Raw genomic sequence first — 24,138 nt, 5'->3', positions numbered from 1 at the left:
AGATCATCAATTAATAATTATCAATAACATTTAACTTTTTAGGAAGTAATGGCACTGAAGAAGTTCAAACCAATGACGGCCGGTACCCGCTGGAAAATAGGCAACGCTTACGCTGAGCTGACCACGGATACCCCCGAAAAAAGTCTGCTCGAGCCCGCTAAAAGATCCGGTGGTAGAAACGCTCAGGGTAGGATGTCTATGCGCTACATCGGTGGCGGTCACAAAAAAGCCTACCGTGTAGTAGACTTCAAACGTGAAAAAGTAAATATCCCGGCTACTGTTAAATCAATCGAATACGATCCTAACCGTAGTGCTTTCATCGCGCTGTTAAGTTATGCAGACGGTGAAAAACGTTATATCATCGCTCCGCAAGGCCTGCAGGTAGGTGGCACCGTTGTTAGCGGTGAAACTGCTGCTCCTGAAGTAGGTAACGCGCTGCCGCTGAAAAACATGCCGCTGGGTACTGTAGTACACAACATCGAGTTGCAGCCTGGTAAAGGTGGTGCTATCGCAAGAAGCGCCGGTGCCTATGCCCAGCTGTCCAACAAGGAAGAAAAATACGCCGTACTGAAAATGCCTTCTGGTGAACTGCGCAAAGTGCTGAACACCTGTATGGCTACTGTAGGTACTGTTTCCAACTCCGACCACGCCCTGCAGTCCATCGGTAAAGCAGGTGCCAACCGTTGGAGAGGTATCCGCCCCCGCAACCGTGGTGTGGCTATGAACCCTGTAGATCACCCGATGGGTGGTGGTGAAGGTAAATCTTCCGGAGGCCATCCTAGATCCAGAACAGGTAAATATGCGAAAGGTCTGAAAACCAGAAAACCGCATAAGAGCTCTGATAAACTGATCATCAGCAGGAAAAACGGTAAAAAATTATAATATTTCGGAATTCGGGTCCCGCTAATCCCGGGACCCGAAATTGGAAAAATCATAAATAAGAAGACATGGCTCGTTCCATAAAAAAAGGTCCTTACGTAGACCAGAAATTAGAGAATAAAATCGTTAAAATGAACGCTGGCACCAAGCGTACCGTTATCAAAACCTGGAGCCGCCGTTCAACCATCACTCCTGATTTCGTTGGTCACACTTTCGCTGTACACAATGGCAACAAATTCATTCCGGTTTATGTAACGGAATTTATGGTAGGCCATAAACTGGGCGAATTTGCACCTACACGTAACTTCAGAGGACACGCTAACAAGAAAATGTAATTATAGTCTGAGGTTTGAGGTTTGAGGAAGGCTCAACCAATCTCAAACACCAGGCATCAGACACTAAATAATAAAAGAAATTAATAACAATGGAAGCAGTAGCTAAGCTGAATAATAATCCTACATCTACCCGCAAAATGCGTTTGCTGGCAGACTTAATCCGTGGTCTGGATGTGGAAAAAGCTTTGAATATTTTGAAATTCCATCCAAAGCACCCCAGCGTTCCTTTAGAGAAACTGCTGGTATCTGCTATCGCAAACTGGAAAGTGAAGAATGAAGGTGCCCGGGTTGAAGACGCGAATCTGATCGTTAAAACCATCTTCGTGGATGGCGGCCGCACCCTGAAAAGAATGCGCCCTGCTCCACAAGGTAGAGGTTACCGTATCCGCAAGAGAAGTAACCACGTTACGATTGTGGTAGATGGTAAAAATGCACAGTAAGCGTTTCATACCAAAGAGATAGAAATTAAAACTATTTAAACTAATAGACAAATAACCAGAACATGGGTCAGAAAACAAATCCTATTGGTAACAGGTTAGGTATCATCAGAGGATGGGACTCTAATTGGTATGGCAGCAAAAAAGATTTTGCTACCAAACTGATCGAAGATAACAAGATCAGAACTTATCTGAATGCCCGTATCAACAAAGGCGGCATCTCCAGAGTTGTGATTGAAAGAACTTTAGGTAAGTTGATCGTTACTGTGCATACTTCCAAACCAGGTATCATCATAGGTAAAGGTGGTAACGAAGTTGATCGTATCAAGGAAGAACTGAAAAAACTGACTGGTAAAGAAGACGTACAGATCAATATCCTCGAAATCCGTCGCCCTGAGATGGATGCCAATATCGTTGCTGAAACTATCGCTAAACAAATTGAAAGCCGTATCAACTACAAACGTGCTATCAAAATGGCGATCGCTACTGCACTGAGAATGGGAGCTGAAGGTATCAAAATTAAAGTAAGCGGCCGTCTGGGTGGTGCTGAAATCGCCCGCGCGGAAGAAGTGAAACAAGGTCGTGTGCCCCTGCATACTTACCGCATGGACATCGACTACGCTTCCCTGTTCGCTTTGACTGTATATGGTAAAATCGGTATCAAAGTATGGATCTGTAAAGGTGAAGTACTGGGTAAACGCGATCTGAACCCTAACTTACTGAGCGGTAAAGAAGGCGATAACCGCGGTGGTGGACGTGAACACGGTGGAGATAGAAGAGAACACGGTGAAAGAAGAGAACGTGGTGGCGAAAGAAGAGGCGGTGGTGAACACCGTGGCGGTGGCCGCAGATAATCTCTGTTGGCAAAGCAATCATTAACAATTACTATTAACATTAACAATATAGACGATGTTACAGCCAAAAAGAGTGAAACATAGGAAGATGCACAAAGGCCGCATCAAAGGGAACGCTAAAAGAGGCGCTACCCTTTCCTTTGGTACATTCGGTCTTAAAGCATTAGAACCTAAGTGGATCACCGACAGGCAGATCGAAGCTGCCCGTGTAGCCCTCACAAGGCATATGAAACGTGAAGGTAACGTATGGATTCGCATATTCCCTGACAAACCTATCACTGCCAAACCATTGGAAGTAAGGATGGGTAAAGGTAAAGGTGCTCCTGACCATTGGGCAGCCGTAGTAAAACCAGGTAGAATTTTATTTGAAGCTGACGGCGTTCCTTTACAGGTAGCGAAAGAAGCAATGGAACTCGCAGCACAAAAACTGCCCATTAAAGTAAAATTTGTAACCAGCCGCGACTACGTTGCTTAATTACAATCAATAACAAATATTCCCCGTCTGCAGCTCCCGCTGTAATCGGAACAAATAAAATACAATGGCAAAAGAAAAGCTGGATCTGAAAGGCCTGAACATTCAGGAGCTCCAAGAGAAAATATCTGCAGAAGAGCTGCGCCTGAAGAAAATGAAATTCGGTCACGCAATTACGCCTATCGAAAATCCCATGAGCATCCGCTCTGTGAGACGCGATATCGCACGTATGCAAACCGAACTGCGTAAAAAACAACTGGGCTTCTAAGCATTCGTATAACAAAATTTACCTCCCCCCGGAGGATTAAATATTTCAACAATGACGACCGAAAGAAAATTAAGAAAAACCAGGATTGGTGTGGTTTCCAGCAACAAAATGGATAAAACCATTACTGTTAAGGTGGAACGTAAAGTGAAACACCCTATCTATGGTAAATTCGTTAAAAAAACTACCAAGTTCATGGCGCACGACGATAAAAACGAGTGCAGCATCGGTGATACCGTGAAAATCGCGGAAATCCGTCCTATGAGCAAAAACAAATGCTGGAGACTGGTAGAAGTTATCGAAAAAGTAAAATAATCTATTACTTGTTTCAAGCTGCTGCCGGCCAACCCGGTGCCAGCCGCTGATAAAACAACAAACTCATTACGATGATACAACAAGAATCAAGACTGAGTGTCGCAGATAACAGTGGTGCCAAAGAAGTTCTTTGCATCCGCGTGTTAGGTAACTCCGGTCAGGACTACGCTAAAGTGGGCGATAAAATTGTGGTGACTGTAAAGGATGCTATTCCTGGTGGTGGCGCAAAAAAAGGTATGGTTACGAAAGCCGTAATCGTTAGAACCAAAAACAAATTACGTCGTAAAGACGGATCCTATATCCGTTTCGATGATAACGCCGTTGTACTCCTCAACAACTCAGACGAACCACGCGGTACCCGTATTTTCGGTCCGGTTGCCCGTGAACTGAGAGACAAGGGTTATATGAAAATTATCTCCCTCGCTCCTGAGGTATTATAAGATTTGTTAATTTATCCATTTTGGTATTTCGGGTTTTTCTCCGGAATAGCAAAATGGATAAATGTCAAAATATTTCTTATCTTTGCAGCCCGTTTGCAAAACGACAAAACATTAATCAAGCGAAACAACTGTTTCGCTTGGCGTTTATAAATAAATCAAAGTGATGAAAACTAGATTTAAGCCTAAATTCAACATTAAGAAGGGCGACCTGGTTGCGGTGATTGCCGGCGACGACAAGGACAGGACTAAAGCACGCAAAGTGCTGGAAGTTCACCCAGACAAAGGCCGCGTTCTTGTAGAAGGCGTTAACATTATTACCAAGCATACCAAGCCTACTGCTCAAAACACCAAAGGTGGTATTGTAAAGCAGGAAGCTCCGATTGCAATCTCCAACGTGATGCTGTGGGATGCCAAAGCTGGTAAACCTACCCGTGTAAACAGACAGCGGGAAAACGGTAAATTAATTCGTATCGCTAAAAAATCAGGGGAGGTAATTAAATAATGGCTAACACTAAATATACTCCAAGACTGCAGAAAAAATACCTCGACGAAGTGGCTCCTGCGCTGATGAAGAAATTCAACTACAAAAGCGTAATGGAAGTTCCCCGTCTGGTAAAAATTTGCCTGAACCAGGGTATCAATGGCGCAGTAGGCGATAAAAAACTGGTTGACATCGCTGTGGATGAAATGACCCGTATCTCTGGCCAGAAAGCAGTAGCTACCCTGTCCAAAAAAGATATCTCCAACTTCAAACTCAGGAAAAACATGCCTATCGGCGCCCGCGTAACACTGCGCAGCACCAATATGTTTGACTTCCTGGACCGCCTGGTATCTGTATCCCTGCCTCGTGTACGTGACTTCAAAGGTGTTAACGAAAAAGCTTTCGACGGTCGCGGTAACTACACCATGGGTATCACCGAACAAATCATCTTCCCTGAGATCGATATCGATAAAGTAACAAAAATGTCCGGTATGGATATCACTTTCGTTACTACGGCTAAAACCAACGAAGAAGCTTACGAGCTGCTGAAAGAAATGGGTATGCCGTTCAGGAATATGAAAAAAGATAATCAGTAATTCGAAACGATAATATAATTATGGCAAAAGAATCCGTAAAAGCCAGACAAAGGAAAAGAGAAGCCATGGTAGCAAAATTCGCTGAAAAGCGTGCTGCCCTGAAAGCTGCCGGTGACTACATGGCACTGGATCAACTTCCTAAAAACGCTTCTCCTGTTCGTCTGAAAAACAGATGTCAGCTGACCGGTCGTCCTAAAGGATACATGCGTCACTTCGGCCTCTGCAGGAACATGTTCCGCGACCTGGCACTCGCAGGTAAAATCCCTGGCGTAACAAAAGCCAGCTGGTAATTCCCTGATTTGGATAACTGGTAATGACCGGTTATCTGAATCATCATTTAAGTTATTTGATTCCCATCTTTTTCGATTGGATATCGCATTGTAAACATTATCAAACTATTTAAACAATGGTTACTGATCCAATAGCAGACTTCCTGACCAGAATCCGGAACGCGCAAATGGCCACTCACAGGATCGTGGAAATTCCAGCTTCTAAGCTGAAAAAACGTATCACAGAAATTCTGTACGACAAAGGTTATATCCTGAAGTACAAATTTGAAGAAGACAACAAACAAGGCGTTATCAAAATCGCCCTGAAATACGATCTTCAAACTAAAGAGCCCGCTATCAAGGAACTGCAACGCATCAGCCGTCCAGGTCTGCGTCAGTACGCTAAACCGGAAGACTTCAAACGCGTTAAAAACGGCCTCGGCGTGGCTATCATCTCCACCTCCAAAGGTGTAATGACCGACAAAGAAGCTAAAGCTCAGAACGTAGGCGGCGAAGTAGTTTGCTACGTTTATTAATATATTGGTTTACAGGTGGTTATGCTACCTGTAAACCCAAACGGCTATCTGACAATTAAGCTTTCTATACGGCGCTGAACACGGATAACCGATCAAACAATATCAAAAATATACTTAAACTCAAGTTATGTCACGTATAGGTAAAGCTCCTATCAAATTAGCCAGCGGTGTTACTGTTACTGTTTCCCCTGCTAATGAAATAACCGTAAAAGGTCCTAAAGGTGAACTGAAAAGATCCATCGACAGAGACCTGAAAGTAGAGGTGAAAGACGGAGTATTGACTGTAGTTCGTCCTACAGACCAGATCCGCCACAAAGCACTGCACGGTCTGTATCGCGCGCTGATCTCCAACATGGTGGTTGGTGTTACTGAAGGCTTCAAAAAACAACTGGAACTCGTGGGTGTGGGTTACAAAGCTGCCAACAACGGTCAGCTGCTGGATCTGGCCCTGGGTTACTCGCACAATATCATCATCGAAATTCCAAAAGAATTGAAAGTGGCTACCCTGACTGAAAAAGGTCAGAACCCTAAAATTATGCTGGAAGGTATCGATAACCAACTGCTGGGCCAGGTAGCGGCTAAAATCCGCAGCCTCCGCAAACCAGAGCCTTACAAAGGTAAAGGTGTTCGCTACAGTGATGAAGTGGTTCGCAAGAAAGCTGGTAAGTCAGCAGGTAAATAATTTTTTTAACCAGCTGATCAGCCACTGGCTGATTAGCTGGTTTTAACAATATATCCCGGCAGCATCGGGATAAATAAAATAAAACTCAACAATGAGCACAAAAGTTAGCAGAAGGGATAAAATCCGCTACCGTATCCGTAAAAAGATCTCCGGTACTGCCAGAACACCGAGATTATCTGTGTTTCGCAGCAACAGCGATATCTATGTACAGCTGATCGATGATACCAACGGTACTACCCTGGCATCAGCTTCTTCCCGTGATAAAGATATCAAGGCACAGTCTGGTACCAAATCCGAAAAATCCAAACTGGTAGGCGCTGCCCTGGCTCAGAAAGCCGTTGCTTTAGGCCTCACCAAATGCATTTTCGACAGAAGCGGATATTTATATCATGGCCGCGTTAAAAGTGTAGCGGACGGCGCAAGAGAAGGCGGTCTCCAGTTCTAATCCCTGGATCCGAATTTTATCATTCTGAACAAGTAATTCTTATAAAACAAAATGGCAAAGAATTCATTCAATAAAGTAAAGGCCGGTGATCTGGAGCTGAAAGAAAAAGTGGTAGCGATCAACCGTGTTACTAAAACCACCAAAGGCGGTCGTACTTTCAGTTTCTCCGCTCTGGTAGTAGTTGGTAACGAAAACGGCGTTGTTGGTCACGGTCTTGGTAAAGCTAAAGAAGTACAACAGGCTATCACCAAAGGTATAGACGATGCTAAAAAGAACCTGATCAAGGTTCCTGTTATGCACGGTACTATTCCTCACGACCAGTTTGCTAAAGAAGGTGCTGCCAAAGTACTGATCAAACCTGCTGCTCATGGTACAGGTGTGATCGCGGGTGGTTCTATGCGTGCAGTACTGGAAAGCGCTGGCGTTACAGACGTTTTGGCTAAATCCCTGGGTTCTGCCAATCCGCACAACGTGGTTAAAGCTACTTTCAAAGCGCTGGGCATGTTACGCGAACCAATCAGCGTAGCTAGAACCAGAACTGTTTCCCTGAAGAAAGTTTTCAACGGTTAATCCTTCTATAGGGTCCAATCTTCAGAAAACATATATCTTACGGGATATATTGACACTCATTATTAACAATTAAATTACTCCGCCATTGGCGGATAGGGGTTTATGGCAAAGATTAAGATCACTCAAGTGAAAAGTGGTATAGACCGTCCTGAAAGGCAGAAACTGACCTTGAAAGCACTGGGGCTGACTAAAATGAACGCTACTGTTGAGTTAGAAGCTACTCCTCAGGTCCTGGGAATGGTTCGTAAAGTAGACCATCTGGTAAAAGTAGAAGCAGTTAACGCTTAATTAATAAGTAACACTGCTGTGGGATTGTCCGCTGATAATCTTACTTTTACATTTGTATCTTTACAAAGACACTTTTTATATTAAACGCGAGCGGTTAATTTCCGCGTAAGTAAAAACAATTAATTATGAATCTGCATTCATTACAGCCTGCAAAAGGCGCCGTACATAAAGAAAAACGTCTCGGACGTGGTGAGGCTTCCGGTAAAGGTGGTACTTCTACAAAAGGTAACAAAGGTATCCAGCAACGCGCCGGTTACGCCAGCAAAAGAGGCTTTGAAGGTGGCCAGATGCCTATCCAGCGTCGTATGCCTAAACGCGGTTTCAAAAACAACAACCGTGAGGAATACACCATCTTCAACCTGGGTCAGCTCGATCATCTCGTTGAAAAATATGGCCTGCAGGAATTCAATCTCGAAAACCTGTACATGAACGGCCTGGTTAACAGAACCGCCAAAGTTAAAATACTGGCTAACGGCGAACTGAAAACCAAGGTGACTGTTAAAGTGAACGCGATCAGTGAGAAAGCTAAACAGGCCATCGAATCTGCAGGTGGATCAGTAGAACTGGTATAAGACTTTACGACTGAGGAGACGCCTACGGAGTAGTGCGTCTTTTCATATTTAATAGCGCTATTAAACCTTTATCTTCCTGTGAAGAAATTTATCGAAACGATTAAGAATATCTGGAGTATCGAGGACCTGCGTAATCGCATCTTAACTACCCTGCTCCTGGTCCTCATTTACCGTGTGGGATCTTATATAGCTTTGCCCGGTATTGATGCAAACGCGCTCACTAACTTTGAAAAAAATTCTAACCAGGGAATTCTGGGGCTGGTAAACATGTTTGCCGGTGGATCGTTTTCAAGGGCCTCCATTTTTGCACTGGGTATCATGCCCTACATTTCTGCGTCAATTGCTATTCAGCTGTTAACCATAGCTGTGCCTTATTTCCAGAAACTGCAGAAGGAAGGTGAAAGCGGACGTAAAAAAATCAATCAGTATACCCGCATACTTACTGTGTTGGTAACCGGATTCCAGGCAAGTGCTTACGTAGCTTATCTGCGTAATCAGTCAGGTGGCGCTATTATACCCGAATATGGTACCTTCTTCTTCTGGCTCTCTACCACCATCGTCCTTACAGCAGGTACCCTGTTTGTAATGTGGCTGGGTGAAAAGATCACAGATAAAGGTATCGGTAACGGTACTTCCATTATCATCATGATGGGTATCCTCGCCCGCCTTCCGCAAGCCATCATCGCTGAATTCTCCAGCAAAGTGGCAGGCTCCGGTGGCCCGATCCTCTTCCTGATTGAAATTGCAGTCTTTATCATGATTACCGTGGGTCTGATCCTGCTCGTACAAGGTACCAGGAAAATACCCGTTAACTACGCCAAACGTATTGTGGGCAACAAACAATATGGTGGTGTACGCCAGTTCATCCCCCTCAAGGTGAATGCAGCCGGTGTTATGCCTATCATCTTTGCCCAGGCTATCATGTTCATCCCTGCTACAGCGATCGGTTTCGCTACCAACTCTGAAAGCGCTTCCGGTTTCGTCCGGATCTTCAGTGACCATACCAATGGCTGGTACAACCTGATCTACGCTGTACTCGTGATTGTATTCACTTATTTCTATACTGCGCTGATTTTCAACCCCACTCAGATGGCGGATGAAATGAAACGCAACAATGGTTTCGTTCCCGGTGTTAAACCAGGAAAAGCTACCGCCGATTATATCGGTGCTGTGATGGACCGCATTACCCTCCCGGGCGCATTTTTCCTGGCCCTCGTGGGTATCATGCCAGGCCTGGCTGCAGCATTCAAGGTTAACAGCAACTTCGCTACCTTCTTCGGTGGTACCTCCCTGCTCATCATGGTAGGTGTTATCCTGGATACTTTGCAGCAGATCGAAAGCCAGCTCCTGATGCGCCACTATGATGGCCTCATGAGCACCGGCCGTATCAAGGGCAGAACAGCCCCGGCTAATGCATAAGTAATTGTCTGAGGGTCTTAAAAGCCCGTTCCGACAAACGCAATAAAATAGCCACAGAAGCTTCTACGCTTTGGTGGCTATTATATTTTGTTAAAGCCGCCAGCTCCCGCGGTTTTATCGCCGCCCTGAAGAGCTGACAGCAAAAGCTTACTAAAGATGATTCATTATAAGACGAAGGAAGAAATAGAGCTGATCCGCAAAAGCGCACTCCTCCTCAGTGCCGCCCTGGCAGAAGTGGCCAAAGCCCTGAAGCCCGGTATGAGCACCCTCGATGTAGACGCTGTGGCCGACAGGTTTATTGTGGAAAACGGGGCTGTGCCCTCCTTTAAAAACTATAAAGGCTTCCCCAATGCCTGCTGTATTTCTGTGAACGAGGAAGTAGTACACGGTATCCCCAACAAATACGTGCTGAAAGACGGTGATATCCTCACCGTAGACGTAGGTGTGTATATGAACGGTTTCCATGCTGATAGCGCGTATACCTTTGGTATCGGCAACGTAGCAGAGAATGTACGCCGCCTCATGGGGGCTACCAAGGCTTCCCTGTACAAAGGCATCGAAAAGGCCATCGTAGGCAACCGGATCGGTGATATCTCCTATGCAATACAGGAATATACCGAAAAAGAACGCGGATATGGCGTGGTAAGGGAACTGGTAGGGCATGGCCTGGGCCGTAACCTCCATGAAGATCCACAGGTGCCTAACTATGGAAAACGTGGCAGCGGCCCCGTGATGAAAGAAGGACTGGTGATCGCTATCGAACCGATGATCAACCTGCGCAGCAAGGATGTGGAATACCTGGAAGATGGATGGACAGTGGCTACCCGTGATAAGAGCCCTTCCGTACATTTCGAACATACCGTGGCAGTAGGAAAAGGAAGGGCAGATGTGTTGTCTTCCTTTACGGAAATCGAAAAAGCAGAAAAAAATAACCCGGAGCTGAACTCAAATTACTAAAAACTGTTAGTGTATTTGGTTCATAGTTAAGGGGTTTTAAATAACAATTGACTGGCATTGATACCCGGAACGGCAATATTAATAATAATTCAGGGAAATTTTTCTATTTCAAAAGATAAATGCTATCTTTGCAGTCCTAAAAATTTTTATGGCAAAACAGGCACTCATTAAACAGGATGGAATTATATTAGAAGCCTTGTCAAACGCTATGTTCCGTGTTAAACTGGAAAATGGGCACGAGATCCTGGCCACCATTTCTGGAAAAATGAGAATGCACTACATACGCATTCTGCCCGGAGATAAGGTGGGTGTGGAAATGAGCCCATACGATTTGTCAAGAGGCCGTATAATTTTCAGATACAAATAGTCGCGGCCCGGATTTGTGAAGTCAGGCAGAGTAATTAATAAAAAATATAACCTTTTATAAAATAGTAATCATGAAGGTAAGAGCTGCAATCAAAAAAAGAAGTGCGGATTGTAAAATAGTTCGTAGAAAAGGTGTTCTGTTGGTGATCAACAAAAAGAACCCTCGCTTCAAACAACGCCAGGGTTAATAGTCCCCCGGACGGAATTTGATTTTTTAATCAGAATCATAAAATCTAAAATATAAATATGGCACGTATAGCCGGTATAGATCTTCCTAAAAATAAAAGAGGAGAAATTGGCCTCACCTATATCTTCGGTATAGGCCGTTCTACCGCCCAATATATCCTGAACAAGGCGGAAATTGATGTAAACAAGAAAGTGAAGGATTGGAATGACGATGACCAAGCTGCCATCCGTAACATTATCAACGGCGAGTTTAAGGTAGAGGGTCAACTGCGTTCTGAAGTGCAAATGAATATCAAGCGTCTGCTGGATATCGCTTGCTACCGCGGTCTGCGTCACAGGAAAGGCTTACCGGTGAGAGGTCAGCGTACACGTACCAACAGCCGTACCCGCAAAGGTAAACGTAAGACAGTGGCTGGTAAGAAAAAAGCAACTAAGAAATAATAAATAATCCCAGGTTGAAATCCCAAATTCCAAACGTGGGGTTTGGTTTCAATATCAACATTGATCGGAAGATTTGGGATCTGGAATTTCATATTTGGAATTTAAATAACTATGGCAAAAGCAAATAATACAAAAACTGCTGCTAGTAAAAAAAGGGTAGTAAAAGTAGATAACTACGGAGACGTACATATCTCCGCCAGCTTTAACAACATTATTGTGAGCATCACCAACAAGCATGGTCAGGTTATCTCCTGGTCTTCTGCTGGTAAAATGGGCTTCAGAGGTTCTAAAAAGAACACTCCGTACGCTGCTCAGCTGGCTGCGCAGGATGCCGCTAAAGTTGCTATGGACGCTGGTCTGAAAAGAGCAGATGTATTTGTAAAAGGCCCTGGAGCTGGTCGTGAAAGCGCTATCCGTGCTATCGCTAACTCCGGTATCGAAGTGAGCATGATTAAAGACGTTACGCCTTTACCTCACAACGGTTGCCGTCCTCCTAAGAAAAGAAGAGTATAGCTTTATATATTTACAAATTCCAGATACCGGGCTTCAAAAGAAGTTGGGTATCTGGACTTTGTAATTTATATTTATAAATTGGGTGTATGATCAGGTTTTCAGATTTTTTGAAGAGCATACATCATTAACTAAAAAATCTAAAGTATATTTAAATCATGGCAAGGTACACAGGCCCAAAGACCAAAATTTCCAGAATTTTTGGCGAACCCATTTTAGGTAATGGTAAATATTTAGGTAAAAACAGCAACCCTCCGGGTCAGCACGGTGCTAACCGCAAACGTAAACAGTTAGGCGAATACGCAACGCAGCTGAGAGAAAAACAAAAAGCGAAGTACACTTACGGTCTGCTGGAAAAACAATTCCGCAACCTGTTCGACGAAGCTACCCGTAGAAAAGGAGTTGCCGGTGAAGTATTGATCAAATTGCTGGAAGCACGTCTGGACAACACTGTTTTCCGCCTGGGCATCGCACCTTCCCGCCCTGCTGCCCGTCAGCTGGTTTCCCACAAACACATCACCGTTAACGGTATCGTGGTAAACACTCCTTCATTCCAACTGAAACCAGGTGATGTAATCAGCCTGAAAAACAAAACTGCCAATAATTCCGCTCTGACCAGCGTTATTCGTGGTAAAAATCCAAAATTCAGCTGGCTGGACTGGAATGAGAAAGAAATGAAAGGCGTATTCATTGCTTATCCTGAGAGAGAGAGCGTTCCTGAAAATATCAAGGAACAACTGATTGTAGAATTGTACTCTAAGTAATAAATATTAGTCCATGGCTTATGCCATGGACTAACTTCATATTTAAACTAATAAATCTATCATATCAATGGCAATTTTAAATTTCCAGAAACCTGATAAGATCGTATTGCAGAAGTCTACCGACTTTGAAGCTCAATTCGAATTCCGTCCATTAGAACCAGGTTATGCTGTGACTATCGGTAATGCGTTACGTCGCGTACTGTTGTCTTCTTTGGAGGGCTATGCCATTGTGGGTATAAAAATTGAAGGTGCTGATCATGAGTTCGCTACACTGAGAGGTGTTACTGAAGACGTTACCGAGATCATCCTGAACCTTAAACAAGTTAGGTTCAAGAAAATCGCTGAAAACGATGTAACGAACGAAAAGATCACCCTGTCCATCAAAGGGAAAACAGAATTCCGCGCAGACATGATCGAAAAAGCCACCAGCGCTTTCCAGATCATGAACCCTGAGCTGCTGATCTGCACCCTGGACCCTTCTGCCAAACTGGATATCGAACTGACCATCGGCAAAGGCCGCGGTTATGTGCCAGCTGAAGAAAACAAACCCAAAGATGCAGTATTCGGCTACATCGCTATTGACTCTATCTTTACGCCAATCAAAAACGTAAAGTACAGCATAGAAAACACCCGTGTGGAACAAAAAACCGACTATGAAAAACTCATCATGGAAGTTGTCACAGACGGTACCATCCACCCGGAAGAAGCAGTAAAACAAGCTTCCCGCATCCTCATCCAGCACCTGATGATCATCACCGATGAAAACATCAGCTTTGATACCAAAGACGCTGAGAAAGAAGATGTTGTGGATGAACAAACACTGCAACTGCGTAAGATACTGAAAACACCACTCGAAGATCTCGATCTGAGCGTACGTGCGTTCAACTGTCTGAAAGCAGCGAAAATCAACTCCCTGAGCGAACTGGTACAGTACGAACAGGAAGAACTGATGAAATTCAGAAACTTTGGTCAGAAATCCCTCAGCGAAATCGAACAAGTGCTGGGCGAAAGAGGCCTCCACTTCGGTATGGACCTGTCCAAACTGAAACTCGAAGAAGAATAATCAAACATACCAGATGCCTTGCGGATGACAACCATTTGCAAGGCATCCTTTATTTTTAATAAGTACCTTACAATTCCTGACACGGTGTAAGGGTAAAACAGAAAATGTCATGCGTCACGGAGTTAAATTAAACAAATTAAGCAGAACAGCATCTCATCGTAAAGCCCTGATGTCCAATCTGGCTTGCGAACTGATCAGCCACAAACGTATCACCACTACTATCGCTAAGGCTAAAGCCCTGCGCGTGTATGTTGAGCCGCTGCTGACAAGAGGTAAATCCGATACTACTCACAACCGTAGGATCGTGTTCAGCTACCTGCAGGACAAAGAAGCTATCACTGAACTGTTCGGTACGATCAGCGAAAAAATAGCTAACCGTCCTGGTGGTTACACCCGTATCATTAAGCTGGGTAAACGTCATGGGGATAATGCAGAAGTTGCCCTGATTGAGCTGGTTGATTTCAACGAAATCTACGGTGCTCCAACAGAAAAAGCTGCTGCTAAGAAAACCCGTCGTGCTGGTGGTGCCAAAAAGAAAGCTGACGCTGCTGGTGCAGAAAAAGCTGCTGATGCCACTGAAGAAAAATCAGCTGAGTAATTTTATATTACGATACAAAAAAGGACAAAGCATCGCTTTGTCCTTTTTTTATGTCTAAATAAATGTATTTATTTTGTAATATTATACCGCGTTTCCCCCAGGGAAAGACCATCACCTAATCCATCGACCTATGAAATACCTGCAATGCGATACCTGTTCGCACACCAATGCCCTGAAATCTGAATACCTTACCTTTTGTGACAACTGTGGCAAAAAACTACCCAATACCTTCGCCGACTGGCGCAAGGCTCATCCACTGGGTTCTTTTGCCGAATATCAGCAATTGGTAGGCATCTCCATAAAAGAAAAAAAGCCCAACAAAACCGCCATCTGGCTCAGAAACCAGTTGCAGCCCGCCAACAAGGGAAAAGTCATCGTCTTTTTCTCCCTGGTGCTGGTACTGCTGGCCACTGCCGGCACACTATTCGGTAAAAGGGCCGTGTTTACGCTGCTGTACGCCAAAGTCCCTAAATCCTACCTGTATTCCAGCTGGCAAACAGCTACTATCGGCCGTCAGGCGCTGGAAATAAGCACCCCCGTCAAACTGTGGATACATGACCAGGCACTGGCCCCGGAAATCACTAAAGTGACCGAATATGCCAAAAGCTACCGGAATGAAGAGGGGGGAGGCATCCAGATTACAGTGAATATGTACAGCTACTGGGAAAATGTGGCCAACAACCTGGAAAACGCAGCGGAAGACATGCGACATACCATGCAGCAGGACGACCTGTCAGACATCCGCTCCAAGTCCATACCAGTGCTCATTTCCGGTATGTCCGGCAAACTGGAGGAGGGCAATTACCTCTACAAGGGTGGGATCAGGCTGGCATTCCAGAACCTGGTAGTGGTAAAAGGGAAGAGTCGCTGGGAAATCCTGATCCGCTACCGCGACGACGATGCAGTAGCCCCTCAGGTCGCTCAAAGGGTACTTAAATCGTTAAAAATTAAATAAGCGGGCAGTAAAGGCAAAAAAAATCTGTATTTAAACCTTGCATTTCATAACTTTGCACGGTTTTTTATCCGAACCTTCAGGGCCCACAAACCCTTGAAGGTTTTTTTTAAAATATAAAACAAGAACAGATACCAGAAATGCCTCAGACAAGAACCATCCAGCCTGCCATACTGTTGCTCGACGACGGTACGGTTTTTCAGGGAAAAGCTTTTGGGAAAATTGGCACTGCCGCCGGTGAGTTAGCTTTCAATACCGGTATGACGGGTTACCAGGAAGTGTTTACAGACCCTTCTTACAAAGGACAGGTACTTATCATGAACAACTGCTATATCGGAAACTACGGCACTAAGAAAGAGGACGTAGAGAGCAGCAGTGTGAAGATAAGTGGTCTGATTGCGAAAAATATCGCGTACAACTATTCCAGAAAAATGGCTGATGAGTCGCTGGAAAAGTTCCTGACCGATAACAACCTGGTAGCCATCTATGATGTGGATACCCGTGCACTGGTATCACATATCCGTAGTAAAGGTGCTATGAACTGCATCATCTCTTCCGAGACGCTGGATGTTGAAAAACTGAAGGCTGAGCTGGCTAAGGTTCCTTCCATGGAAGGATTGGCGCTGTGCCAGGAAGTGACCACCAAAGAGCCTTACACCGTAGGTGATCCTAATGCGGAAATCCGTATTGCGGTGATGGACAACGGTGTGAAGAGAAACATGCTGAAATGTTTATCTGAAAAGGGCGCTTATCTGAAAGTATTCCCTACCGACACCAAATTCGAGGTATGTGAAGAATTCAAACCCAACGCTTACTTTATCTCCAACGGTCCCGGCGATCCGGCTCCGCTGAAATATGCGGTAGAAACCGTAAAACAGATCCTGGCTGCTGAAAGGCCCCTGTTTGGTATCTGCCTCGGACATCAGCTGCTGGCCCTGGCCAACGGTATCCCTACCTACAAAATGCACCACGGTCACCGCGGTTTGAACCATCCGGTGAAAAACCTCAAAACAGGTCTGTGTGAGATCACTACCCAGAACCACGGCTTTGCGGTGGACGCTGCTGCTATAGCTGCCAGCGAACAGGTGGAAGTGACCCACATCAACCTGAACGACAATACCGTGGAAGGTATCCGTATCAAGAACAAACCAGCCTTCTCCGTACAATACCATCCGGAAAGTACACCTGGTCCGTTCGACTCCCGCTATCTGTTTGATGATTTCTTTGAAATGATCAAAGCCAATAAAAAATAAGACAGGTTTTTTCTGAATAAGACTGTATATAACTGAAACGGTCCCGAGGAATCGGGACCGTTGCATTTTAAAATTCCACGTTATGAAAACAAACGAAAATACTATGCAACTAGGCATTAGCTTTTCCGCCGTTTTATTACATAACAATATTATAAAAAAAAGGTGTGTAATAGTGAATTAGCAGGATGAAAATTTTGATTGACAAGACCAAAATGATGATTTTCGGCAGTTTTCAGGCAAAAACTGGCTAGTTAGGACAAAAAAATACGGCTCTGTGATCAGAGCCGTTTGCCTTTATAAATTCCACGTTATGAAAAACTGATACAAAAATACGATATTTTGCTAAAACGTTTTAGTAAGCTTTATACTTTTTACAGATTGCTGATAATTCTCTTGCTGTATTCTGAATTCAAAGTTCGCTCCAAAAAAACGTTTGTTGAAATTCTCCAGGTTAAATTTTTCTTAAACAAGTTTAGATTTTGCAAGCTATCGTATATGTAAATATTTTTATTTTTGAATTTTTTAAGTTCTTTTTGTTATTCTGAATCAAATATACAAAATAAAATATGAAAAAACCAAGAGGTTGATGTTAAAAAATCGTGTTTTATTGGATAAAAACAAATATTAAATTATTAATAATATGTTTTGTTTCCAACCTTCACATTTCATAACTCCTGGTTTTTTCAGATAATTATTTGTTGGTACGACCAGGATAAACTTCCAGCGCTTTTTCCAGGCAAACTATTGCATGACGAATATCGTCCTGATTCAATACATAAGCCAGCCGCACTTCCTGCTTGCCCAGTCCGGGCGTAGCATAAAAGCCGGTTGCCGGAGACAACATCACTGTTTGTTTTTCATATTCAAAAGATTCCAGCATCCATTGGCAGAACTTGTCGGAATCGTCGATCGGCAAGCTGGCCATGGCATAAAACGCACCGCCCGGATTAGGACAGAACACGCCCGGAATCGCATTCAGGCCAGCCACCAGCACATCGCGACGACGCTGGTATTCAGCCTTTATACCATCGAAATAATCCAGTGGCAGATCTACGGCCGCTTCCCCTGCGATCTGCGCAAAAGAAGGAGGGCTCAGTCTCGCCTGGGCAAATTTCATCGCTGCGTCCAGCACCGCCTGGTTCTTGGTTACAAAAGCTCCAATACGGCCACCACAGGCGCTATAACGCTTGGAAATAGTATCCATCAGGATCACATTATCATCCAGGCCTTCCAGGTTCATCGCGGAGAAATGGGTACCGGCATAACAGAATTCCCGGTAAGCCTCATCGGAAAACAGGAACAGGTTATGTTTCAGACACAGCTGTTTCAGCACTTCCATCTCTTCCTGGCTGTACAGGTAGCCGGTAGGATTGTTAGGATTGCAGATCAGGATCGCCTTCGTGCGTGGCGTGATAGCCGCTTCAAAAGCAGACATCGCCGGTAAGGCAAAACCTGTTTCAATGCTGGCGGTAATGGTTTTGATCTTGATCTCCGCTTCTACAGCAAAACCATTGTAGTTCGCATAAAAAGGCTCAGGAACGATTACCTCGTCTCCCGGATCCAGACAGGCCATAAACGCAAACACAATCGCTTCAGAACCACCGGTGGTGACAATGATCTGGTTGTGGTTCAGGGAAATATTAAACCGATCGTAATAAGTCACCAGCTTACGGCGATAGCTCTCATTGCCCGCGCTGTGGCTATATTCCAGAACTTTGAAATCAGTATGCCGTACTGCATCAAGGATAGGTTTCGGTGTCTCAATATCAGGTTGTCCGATATTCAGATGATAAACCTTCACACCTCTTTTTTTGGCTGCTTCGGCGAAGGGAACAAGTTTTCTGATGGGAGATGGCGGCATTTGCACGCCTCTCTGGCTAATGGTAGGCATAAAATTGTTTTGATCTTTTGCCTTGCAAAGATAGGAAAGATAGGGGTTAGGCAGGGCAACAAAAGTAGCACAGACAGCAATAAAAAGAGGCTGCCTCCAATGAGACAGCCTCCCGAATATTGTGCTGACAAAAAGATTAGTTATTAGCTACTGTACCGGTCAGGTGCAGTTCTTTATCCTGGTCAACGCCTTTGAACTTCACCCAGATGGTTTTGTTCTGCTGGCCTAAACCGTTAGCACTGTAGTTAGCAGTGATTTTACCTTTTTTGCCTGGCAGGATAGGTTCCTGAGTCCATTTAGGAGTAGTGCAGCCGCAGCTTGCGCGAGCAGCTTCAATTAAAATCGGCTCTTTTGAGATGTTGGTGAACTCGAAATCAACAGTTACTGGTTTGTTTAAAGCTGTTTTTCCGAAGTCCACAGTTTCTTTGGCAAATTTCACTTTTGTATCTGCCGGATTTGTCTGTGACTGTGCCCACAAAGCTGTAGTAATCAACAAGCTGGCGAATAGGGACAAGATGAATTTTTTCATTTTCATATGATGGTTTTAGCACAACTGGTTAAAAAATATAAATTTCTTTTTGACCAGAAACAAATTTACGGCCAAAAAGTAATAGTAACCTTGTAATTTATTAAAATCTTATTAAAAAAAATCAGATTATTTTAAATGGGGTATGGCTTGTGATTTTTCAACTGTATAATTAACCTTACTTTTGTACTTTAACCAATAGGCATGATAGAAAATAAAGCACTATCTATGAATATAGAAAGCCGGTTGTCATTCGAAGAGTTCCGTAAGGAAGTGTTAAATGACTACAGGTTGGCCTGTGTAAGCAGGGAAGTTAGTCTGCTGGCCCGCAGAGAAGTTCTCACGGGTAAGGCTAAATTTGGCATTTTCGGGGATGGTAAGGAAGTGGCGCAGGTGGCGATGTCCAAATACTTCAAGCCTGGCGACTTCCGCTCCGGTTATTACCGCGACCAGACTGTTGCGTTTGCCACTGGTATCGCTACTCCCGAACAATTCTTTTCCCAGTTATACGCTGACCCTGATCAGCAACATGATCCTTTTTCCGGTGGCCGGCAGATGAACTCACATTTCGCCACGCCCAACCTCGATAAGGATGGTACCTGGCTCAATCTCGCGGACATGAAAAACTCCGCTGCAGACATGGCACCTACTGCCGGGCAGATGCCCCGCTCCGTAGGTTTGGCCTATGCTTCCAAAATGTTCCGTGAAGTGGAAGCGCTCCATGATCTCAAACATCTCTCCGATAACGGTAACGAAATCTGTTTCGCTACTATCGGTGACGCTTCTACTTCCGAAGGCCATTTCTGGGAATCCATGAATGCCGCCGGTGTACTGCAGGTGCCGCTGGCAGTGTTTGTATGGGATGATGGTTATGGTATCTCCGTACCGCGTAAATACCAGACCACCAAAAACTCCATCAGCGCAGCACTGGAAGGCTTCCGGAAAACAGATGGTACCAATGGTTTTGATATCTACAATGTGAAAGGCTGGGATTATGCCGGTATGTGTGAAGTGTTTGAAGCGGCTATCCGCAAAATACGCGAAACACATGTGCCAGCCCTCTTTCATGTGGAAGAGATCACACAGCCTCAGGGCCACTCTACCAGCGGTTCCCACGAGCGTTACAAAAGCAAGGAACGCCTGTCCTGGGAGAAAGATTTTGACTGTAATCTCAAAATGAGATCATGGATTCTTGAAAACGCTCTGTGTGATGAAGAAACACTGGTGAATATTGAAGCAGAAGCCAAAACTACTTCACAGGATGCCCGTAAGGCCGCCTGGGAAAAATATATCACCCCCATCAAAGCGGAAGTACAGCATTTTACAACACTGGCCTCTCCGGTTGCTGATGCCGCCGGAGCCAACGCTGAACTGGTATCTCAGCAGGTACGTGAGTTGCAGGCCAACCGTGAGCCGCAGCGCAGGGATATCCTGAAAGCCGCTTCCATCATCCTGGTAAAACACAAAGCACTGAAAGCAGATCCTGCTGTACAGGCTTTGCAGCAGTATTACAACAACTATCTCCAGGCTGAAAAAGAAAACTACAATTCCTACCTGCACGCAACCGGTGCTAATTCCATACTGAACGTGCCAGTAGTGCCGGCGGCTTACAACGAAGACGCTATCACGCTGAACGGGTATGAAGTGCTCAATAAATATTTCGACCAGCTGATCTCCAACAACCCGAAAGTATTTGCTTTTGGTGAAGATGTGGGTAAGATCGGTGACGTAAACCAGGGTTTTGCCGGTTTACAACAGAAACACGGACCACTGCGTATAACGGATACAGGTATACGTGAACTTACCATCATGGGACAAGGCATTGGCATGGCCCTCCGTGGACTGCGCCCGATAGCCGAAATTCAGTATCTCGACTATCTGCTGTATGGACTGCAACCGCTCAGCGATGATGTTGCCTCCCTGCAGTACCGTACCAAAGGGATTCAGCATTGTCCTATCATTGTACGTACCCGTGGCCACCGGCTGGAAGGTATCTGGCATAGTGGTTCACCGATGGGCATGATCATCAACTCCCTCAGAGGTATGAACGTATGTGTGCCCCGCAACATGGTACAGGCAGCCGGTATGTATAATACACTGCTACAGGCCAACGAGCCGGCACTGGTGATCGAATCGCTTAACGGCTACCGGCTGAAGGAAAAACTGCCTTCCAACCTGGAAACCTTTACCGTACCACTGGGCATACCGGAAGTGCTGAAAGAAGGTACCGATGTAACCCTGGTGACCTATGGCTCCATGACCCGTATCCTGGAAGAAGCCATTGTAACACTGGAAGAAATGGGTATCTCCTGCGAACTGATAGATGTGCAGACCTTACTGCCTTTTGATATTCATCACAGTATTGTGAAATCACTGCAGAAAACCAACCGTATCGCCTTTATTGATGAAGACGTACCGGGAGGTGGCACCGCCTTTATGTTCCAGCAGGTAATGGAACAGCAGGGCGGCTACCGTTGGCTGGATGTGGCACCGCGTACGCTGAGTGCGCAGGCTCACCGTCCGGCGTATGGTTCTGACGGCGATTATTTCTCCAAACCTAATACGGAAGACGTAGTGAAGATTGTGATGGAGATGATGGAAGAATAGTTTCTTATCTGACTAAAATAGGCGAAGCCACCGTAAATGCATCAATCTGCATATGCGGTGGCTTCTGTTTTAAAATTAAGCAGTTATTGCAAGCTTAGTAGGTTCATTCATTACGACGCAGCAAAGGTGTAGTTTTTTTTCAAAGTGCAGAGGGGCAGCAGGCTGAGTTAATAATTATTTAATTCATCATGTATATTTAGCAATCAAACAAAAGAATATGAAAAACATCGTTGTACTGGACGGATATGCATTAAATCCGGGAGACCTGGACTGGGCTCCACTGAAAGCGCTGGGCAATGTTACGATATACGACCGGACGCCGGAAAGTGAGGTGGCAGCAAGGGCGAAGGGAGCGCATATCCTGCTGACCAACAAGGCTATTATCAGCGCAGATACGATCAACAGTCTGCCAGCCCTGGAATACATCGGGGTTATGGCTACGGGCTACAATGTGGTAGACATAGCAGCGGCTACGGCCCGTAAGATACCGGTTACCAATGTCCCCGCTTACAGTACTGCTTCAGTGGCGCAGCTTACCTTTGCCCTGATACTTGAATTGTGCCATCATACCGGTTTGCATGCAGAGAGTGTGAGGGCTGGGGAATGGAGCAGTAGTATTGACTTCAGTTACTGGAAAACACCACTGACAGAACTGGAGGGCCGTACCCTGGGTATTATTGGGTTTGGTCAGATTGGGCAGGCGGTTGCGAGGATAGCGCAGGCTTTTGGGATGAAGGTGATTGCCAGTCACCGGTATCCGGAGCGTGACCGGATGGAGGGTGTAACCTTTGTAGACCAGGCTACCTGTTTCCGGGAAGCAGACATTGTATCGCTGCATTGTCCGCTGAACCAGGAGAACCGGGAGTTTGTGAATGCTGCGCTGTTGCGGACGATGAAGAAGACGGCTTTTCTGATTAATACCAGTCGGGGGCCGTTGATTCAGGAAGCAGACCTGGCGGTGGCATTACAGGAAGGGGTGATAGCCGGGGCCGGATTAGATGTGTTGTCTACTGAACCCCCTGCAGCTGATAATCCGTTGTTGAAGGCGCCGGGTACCATTATTACGCCGCATATAGCGTGGGCTACGCGGGAGGCGAGGAGCAGGTTACTGCGGGTGGCTATCGGGAATGTAGAAAGTTTTCTGAATGGAGCGTGTCAAAATAGTATCAATAAAATACAATAAAATATTATTGTGTGAAATTTAGCATGTGTTTGTAATTTTCAATATTTCCTTTACAAATAACTGTTATTTTTAGTTTGATGAATGAATACACTGAACTGTTTTCTGAAACTGAACAGAATGATAACCGGTTTTAGTATAATTTTGGAAACGTACATTTTACCCTTATTGATTTAAAATATATAAAAATAGTACGGTACCTTCTTCGGTCGACCGCGTTTCTAATTCAGGAAGTCACCTTCAAAATTCAACCGAAATATGAAATCACGTATTCTTTTGGTAGAGGACGATGAATTTTTTGCAAAAGTGCTCAAGCGCCAGCTGGAGCGTGCCAATTTTGAAGTTACGCATGCTATAGATGGGCAGGCCGGTTGGGAGAAGTTTCAGGAAACGATCTTTGATCTGTGTATTCTGGATGTAGTCATGCCAAGGAAAGACGGTTTTACGCTGGCCGGAGAGATCCGTGCGATGGATTTCAATATTCCCATTGTATTTACTTCCTCCCGTTATATGGAGCAGGACAGGTTGCAGGGGTTTGATATCGGGGCGGATGATTACCTGGTAAAGCCCTTTAATACGGATGAACTGATCAGCCGTATTAAAGTTTACATTAAACGCAGCCGTCTGCTTCGGAGTGAGAAGCGGATTGTTTATACTGTCGGTAACCTCATTTTTGACTATTCCCAGCTTCAGCTGCGGCATAAAGACAATGAGGTAGACAACCACGTCCGGATCGCACCCAAGGAGGCGGAACTACTGCGCTATCTGTGTGAAAACTCTAACAAAAAGCTCAAACGGGAACATATCCTCGCCAGTGTCTGGGGTCAGGACGGCTACCTGGCACAACGGGTGATGGACGTATACCTGAGCCGTTTACGCAGGCATATTGCCATGGACCCGTCTATCAGGATTGAAACTTTCCATGGAAAAGGTCTTATGCTGGTCATCAATGAGATGGACCGCACTCACATCATTGCGAAAGCCTGAGG

Annotated in this window: 33 protein-coding genes; 31 read left to right on the top strand and 2 right to left on the bottom strand. The window is 45.0% G+C overall.

Annotated elements, in window-relative coordinates:
* Positions 1-48 precede the first annotated feature (48 nt).
* From rplB to carA, 28 genes are all read left to right on the top strand, one after another.
* Positions 49-882 carry a 50S ribosomal protein L2 gene (rplB, locus tag KD145_RS15015; protein WP_212006642.1) on the top strand — a complete coding sequence of 278 codons (834 nt, stop codon included), beginning with the start codon at positions 49-51 and terminating at the stop codon, positions 880-882.
* A gap of 65 nt (positions 883-947) precedes the next feature.
* Positions 948-1,214: a 30S ribosomal protein S19 gene (gene rpsS / locus KD145_RS15010; protein ID WP_113617128.1), complete on the top strand. Its 267-nt coding sequence runs from the start codon at positions 948-950 to the stop codon at positions 1,212-1,214.
* Positions 1,215-1,303: 89 nt separating this feature from the next.
* On the top strand, positions 1,304-1,654 hold the full coding sequence (gene rplV / locus KD145_RS15005) for a 50S ribosomal protein L22 (protein WP_078666979.1): 351 nt from the start codon (positions 1,304-1,306) through the stop codon (positions 1,652-1,654).
* Positions 1,655-1,716: 62 nt separating this feature from the next.
* Positions 1,717-2,505 carry a 30S ribosomal protein S3 gene (gene rpsC / locus KD145_RS15000; protein ID WP_212006641.1) on the top strand — a complete coding sequence of 263 codons (789 nt, stop codon included), beginning with the start codon at positions 1,717-1,719 and terminating at the stop codon, positions 2,503-2,505.
* 55 nt (positions 2,506-2,560) lie between these two features.
* A complete protein-coding gene (gene rplP / locus KD145_RS14995) occupies positions 2,561-2,980 on the top strand; it encodes a 50S ribosomal protein L16 (protein WP_078666981.1) in 420 nt (139 codons plus the stop codon).
* 64 nt (positions 2,981-3,044) lie between these two features.
* Positions 3,045-3,245, top strand: coding sequence for a 50S ribosomal protein L29 (gene rpmC / locus KD145_RS14990; protein WP_113617130.1), 201 nt, complete (start codon positions 3,045-3,047; stop codon positions 3,243-3,245).
* Positions 3,246-3,296: 51 nt separating this feature from the next.
* Positions 3,297-3,557: a 30S ribosomal protein S17 gene (gene rpsQ / locus KD145_RS14985; protein WP_113617131.1), complete on the top strand. Its 261-nt coding sequence runs from the start codon at positions 3,297-3,299 to the stop codon at positions 3,555-3,557.
* Positions 3,558-3,628: 71 nt separating this feature from the next.
* Positions 3,629-3,997, top strand: a complete 369-nt coding sequence (gene rplN / locus KD145_RS14980) for a 50S ribosomal protein L14 (protein WP_078666984.1) — start codon at positions 3,629-3,631, stop codon at positions 3,995-3,997.
* A 163-nt stretch (positions 3,998-4,160) separates the two neighbouring features.
* Positions 4,161-4,499 (top strand): 50S ribosomal protein L24, encoded by a 339-nt coding sequence (gene rplX, locus KD145_RS14975; RefSeq protein WP_113617132.1) that lies wholly within the window; start codon positions 4,161-4,163, stop codon positions 4,497-4,499.
* Positions 4,499-5,074: a 50S ribosomal protein L5 gene (rplE, locus tag KD145_RS14970; RefSeq protein WP_212006640.1), complete on the top strand. Its 576-nt coding sequence runs from the start codon at positions 4,499-4,501 to the stop codon at positions 5,072-5,074. Before rplX ends, rplE begins: the two co-directional genes overlap by 1 nt.
* A gap of 20 nt (positions 5,075-5,094) precedes the next feature.
* A complete protein-coding gene (gene rpsN, locus KD145_RS14965; protein WP_113617134.1) occupies positions 5,095-5,364 on the top strand; it encodes a 30S ribosomal protein S14 in 270 nt (89 codons plus the stop codon).
* 116 nt (positions 5,365-5,480) lie between these two features.
* Positions 5,481-5,879, top strand: a complete 399-nt coding sequence (gene rpsH / locus KD145_RS14960; RefSeq protein WP_113617135.1) for a 30S ribosomal protein S8 — start codon at positions 5,481-5,483, stop codon at positions 5,877-5,879.
* Positions 5,880-6,006: 127 nt separating this feature from the next.
* Positions 6,007-6,561, top strand: coding sequence for a 50S ribosomal protein L6 (gene rplF / locus KD145_RS14955; protein ID WP_113617136.1), 555 nt, complete (start codon positions 6,007-6,009; stop codon positions 6,559-6,561).
* 91 nt (positions 6,562-6,652) lie between these two features.
* A complete protein-coding gene (rplR, locus tag KD145_RS14950; RefSeq protein ID WP_212006639.1) occupies positions 6,653-7,006 on the top strand; it encodes a 50S ribosomal protein L18 in 354 nt (117 codons plus the stop codon).
* Positions 7,007-7,057: 51 nt separating this feature from the next.
* Complete coding sequence (gene rpsE / locus KD145_RS14945; RefSeq protein WP_113617138.1) at positions 7,058-7,576, top strand: 30S ribosomal protein S5; 519 nt, start codon at positions 7,058-7,060, stop codon at positions 7,574-7,576.
* 102 nt (positions 7,577-7,678) lie between these two features.
* Positions 7,679-7,864, top strand: a complete 186-nt coding sequence (gene rpmD, locus KD145_RS14940) for a 50S ribosomal protein L30 (RefSeq protein ID WP_212006638.1) — start codon at positions 7,679-7,681, stop codon at positions 7,862-7,864.
* A gap of 125 nt (positions 7,865-7,989) precedes the next feature.
* Positions 7,990-8,436, top strand: coding sequence for a 50S ribosomal protein L15 (rplO, locus tag KD145_RS14935; protein WP_212006637.1), 447 nt, complete (start codon positions 7,990-7,992; stop codon positions 8,434-8,436).
* Between the two features lie 78 nt (positions 8,437-8,514).
* Entirely contained in the window at positions 8,515-9,855 is a 1,341-nt protein-coding gene (gene secY / locus KD145_RS14930; RefSeq protein ID WP_212006636.1) for a preprotein translocase subunit SecY, read from the top strand.
* Between the two features lie 156 nt (positions 9,856-10,011).
* Entirely contained in the window at positions 10,012-10,812 is an 801-nt protein-coding gene (gene map, locus KD145_RS14925; RefSeq protein WP_212006635.1) for a type I methionyl aminopeptidase, read from the top strand.
* Between the two features lie 148 nt (positions 10,813-10,960).
* Complete coding sequence (gene infA, locus KD145_RS14920) at positions 10,961-11,179, top strand: translation initiation factor IF-1 (RefSeq protein WP_012789309.1); 219 nt, start codon at positions 10,961-10,963, stop codon at positions 11,177-11,179.
* Between the two features lie 70 nt (positions 11,180-11,249).
* Complete coding sequence (rpmJ, locus tag KD145_RS14915; RefSeq protein WP_073083232.1) at positions 11,250-11,366, top strand: 50S ribosomal protein L36; 117 nt, start codon at positions 11,250-11,252, stop codon at positions 11,364-11,366.
* Positions 11,367-11,424: 58 nt separating this feature from the next.
* The gene (rpsM, locus tag KD145_RS14910; protein WP_078666996.1) at positions 11,425-11,805 is read left to right on the top strand and encodes a 30S ribosomal protein S13; all 381 of its coding nucleotides are present in this window, start codon (positions 11,425-11,427) and stop codon (positions 11,803-11,805) included.
* 111 nt (positions 11,806-11,916) lie between these two features.
* Positions 11,917-12,318: a 30S ribosomal protein S11 gene (gene rpsK / locus KD145_RS14905; RefSeq protein ID WP_078666997.1), complete on the top strand. Its 402-nt coding sequence runs from the start codon at positions 11,917-11,919 to the stop codon at positions 12,316-12,318.
* A gap of 155 nt (positions 12,319-12,473) precedes the next feature.
* On the top strand, positions 12,474-13,079 hold the full coding sequence (rpsD, locus tag KD145_RS14900) for a 30S ribosomal protein S4 (RefSeq protein WP_113617143.1): 606 nt from the start codon (positions 12,474-12,476) through the stop codon (positions 13,077-13,079).
* Between the two features lie 67 nt (positions 13,080-13,146).
* Positions 13,147-14,142, top strand: a complete 996-nt coding sequence (locus KD145_RS14895) for a DNA-directed RNA polymerase subunit alpha (protein WP_168871759.1) — start codon at positions 13,147-13,149, stop codon at positions 14,140-14,142.
* 109 nt (positions 14,143-14,251) lie between these two features.
* The gene (gene rplQ / locus KD145_RS14890; RefSeq protein WP_212006634.1) at positions 14,252-14,740 is read left to right on the top strand and encodes a 50S ribosomal protein L17; all 489 of its coding nucleotides are present in this window, start codon (positions 14,252-14,254) and stop codon (positions 14,738-14,740) included.
* Positions 14,741-14,870: 130 nt separating this feature from the next.
* Positions 14,871-15,695 carry a hypothetical protein gene (locus KD145_RS14885; protein ID WP_212006633.1) on the top strand — a complete coding sequence of 275 codons (825 nt, stop codon included), beginning with the start codon at positions 14,871-14,873 and terminating at the stop codon, positions 15,693-15,695.
* 137 nt (positions 15,696-15,832) lie between these two features.
* Positions 15,833-16,945 (top strand): glutamine-hydrolyzing carbamoyl-phosphate synthase small subunit, encoded by a 1,113-nt coding sequence (gene carA / locus KD145_RS14880; RefSeq protein ID WP_212006632.1) that lies wholly within the window; start codon positions 15,833-15,835, stop codon positions 16,943-16,945.
* Between the two features lie 691 nt (positions 16,946-17,636).
* Here the strand turns inward: carA and KD145_RS14875 are convergent.
* Positions 17,637-18,836: a pyridoxal phosphate-dependent aminotransferase gene (locus KD145_RS14875; RefSeq protein WP_212006631.1), complete on the bottom strand. Its 1,200-nt coding sequence runs from the start codon at positions 18,834-18,836 to the stop codon at positions 17,637-17,639.
* A gap of 136 nt (positions 18,837-18,972) precedes the next feature.
* Entirely contained in the window at positions 18,973-19,371 is a 399-nt protein-coding gene (locus KD145_RS14870) for a DUF1573 domain-containing protein (protein ID WP_245957481.1), read from the bottom strand.
* A 195-nt stretch (positions 19,372-19,566) separates the two neighbouring features.
* Between KD145_RS14870 and KD145_RS14865 the strand changes: the two genes are divergently transcribed.
* The 3 genes from KD145_RS14865 (at position 19,567) to KD145_RS14855 (ending at position 24,136) form a co-directional block, all read left to right on the top strand.
* Positions 19,567-21,969 (top strand): thiamine pyrophosphate-dependent enzyme, encoded by a 2,403-nt coding sequence (locus KD145_RS14865; RefSeq protein WP_212006630.1) that lies wholly within the window; start codon positions 19,567-19,569, stop codon positions 21,967-21,969.
* Between the two features lie 217 nt (positions 21,970-22,186).
* Positions 22,187-23,152: a D-2-hydroxyacid dehydrogenase gene (locus tag KD145_RS14860; RefSeq protein ID WP_212006629.1), complete on the top strand. Its 966-nt coding sequence runs from the start codon at positions 22,187-22,189 to the stop codon at positions 23,150-23,152.
* Positions 23,153-23,407: 255 nt separating this feature from the next.
* Positions 23,408-24,136, top strand: coding sequence for a response regulator transcription factor (locus KD145_RS14855; RefSeq protein ID WP_212006628.1), 729 nt, complete (start codon positions 23,408-23,410; stop codon positions 24,134-24,136).
* Positions 24,137-24,138: the final 2 nt, after the last annotated feature.

It is taken from the genome of Chitinophaga sp. HK235 (assembly GCF_018255755.1).
Classification (GTDB): Bacteria; Bacteroidota; Bacteroidia; order Chitinophagales; family Chitinophagaceae; genus Chitinophaga.
This window is presented reverse-complemented; position numbering and strand designations above follow the sequence as displayed.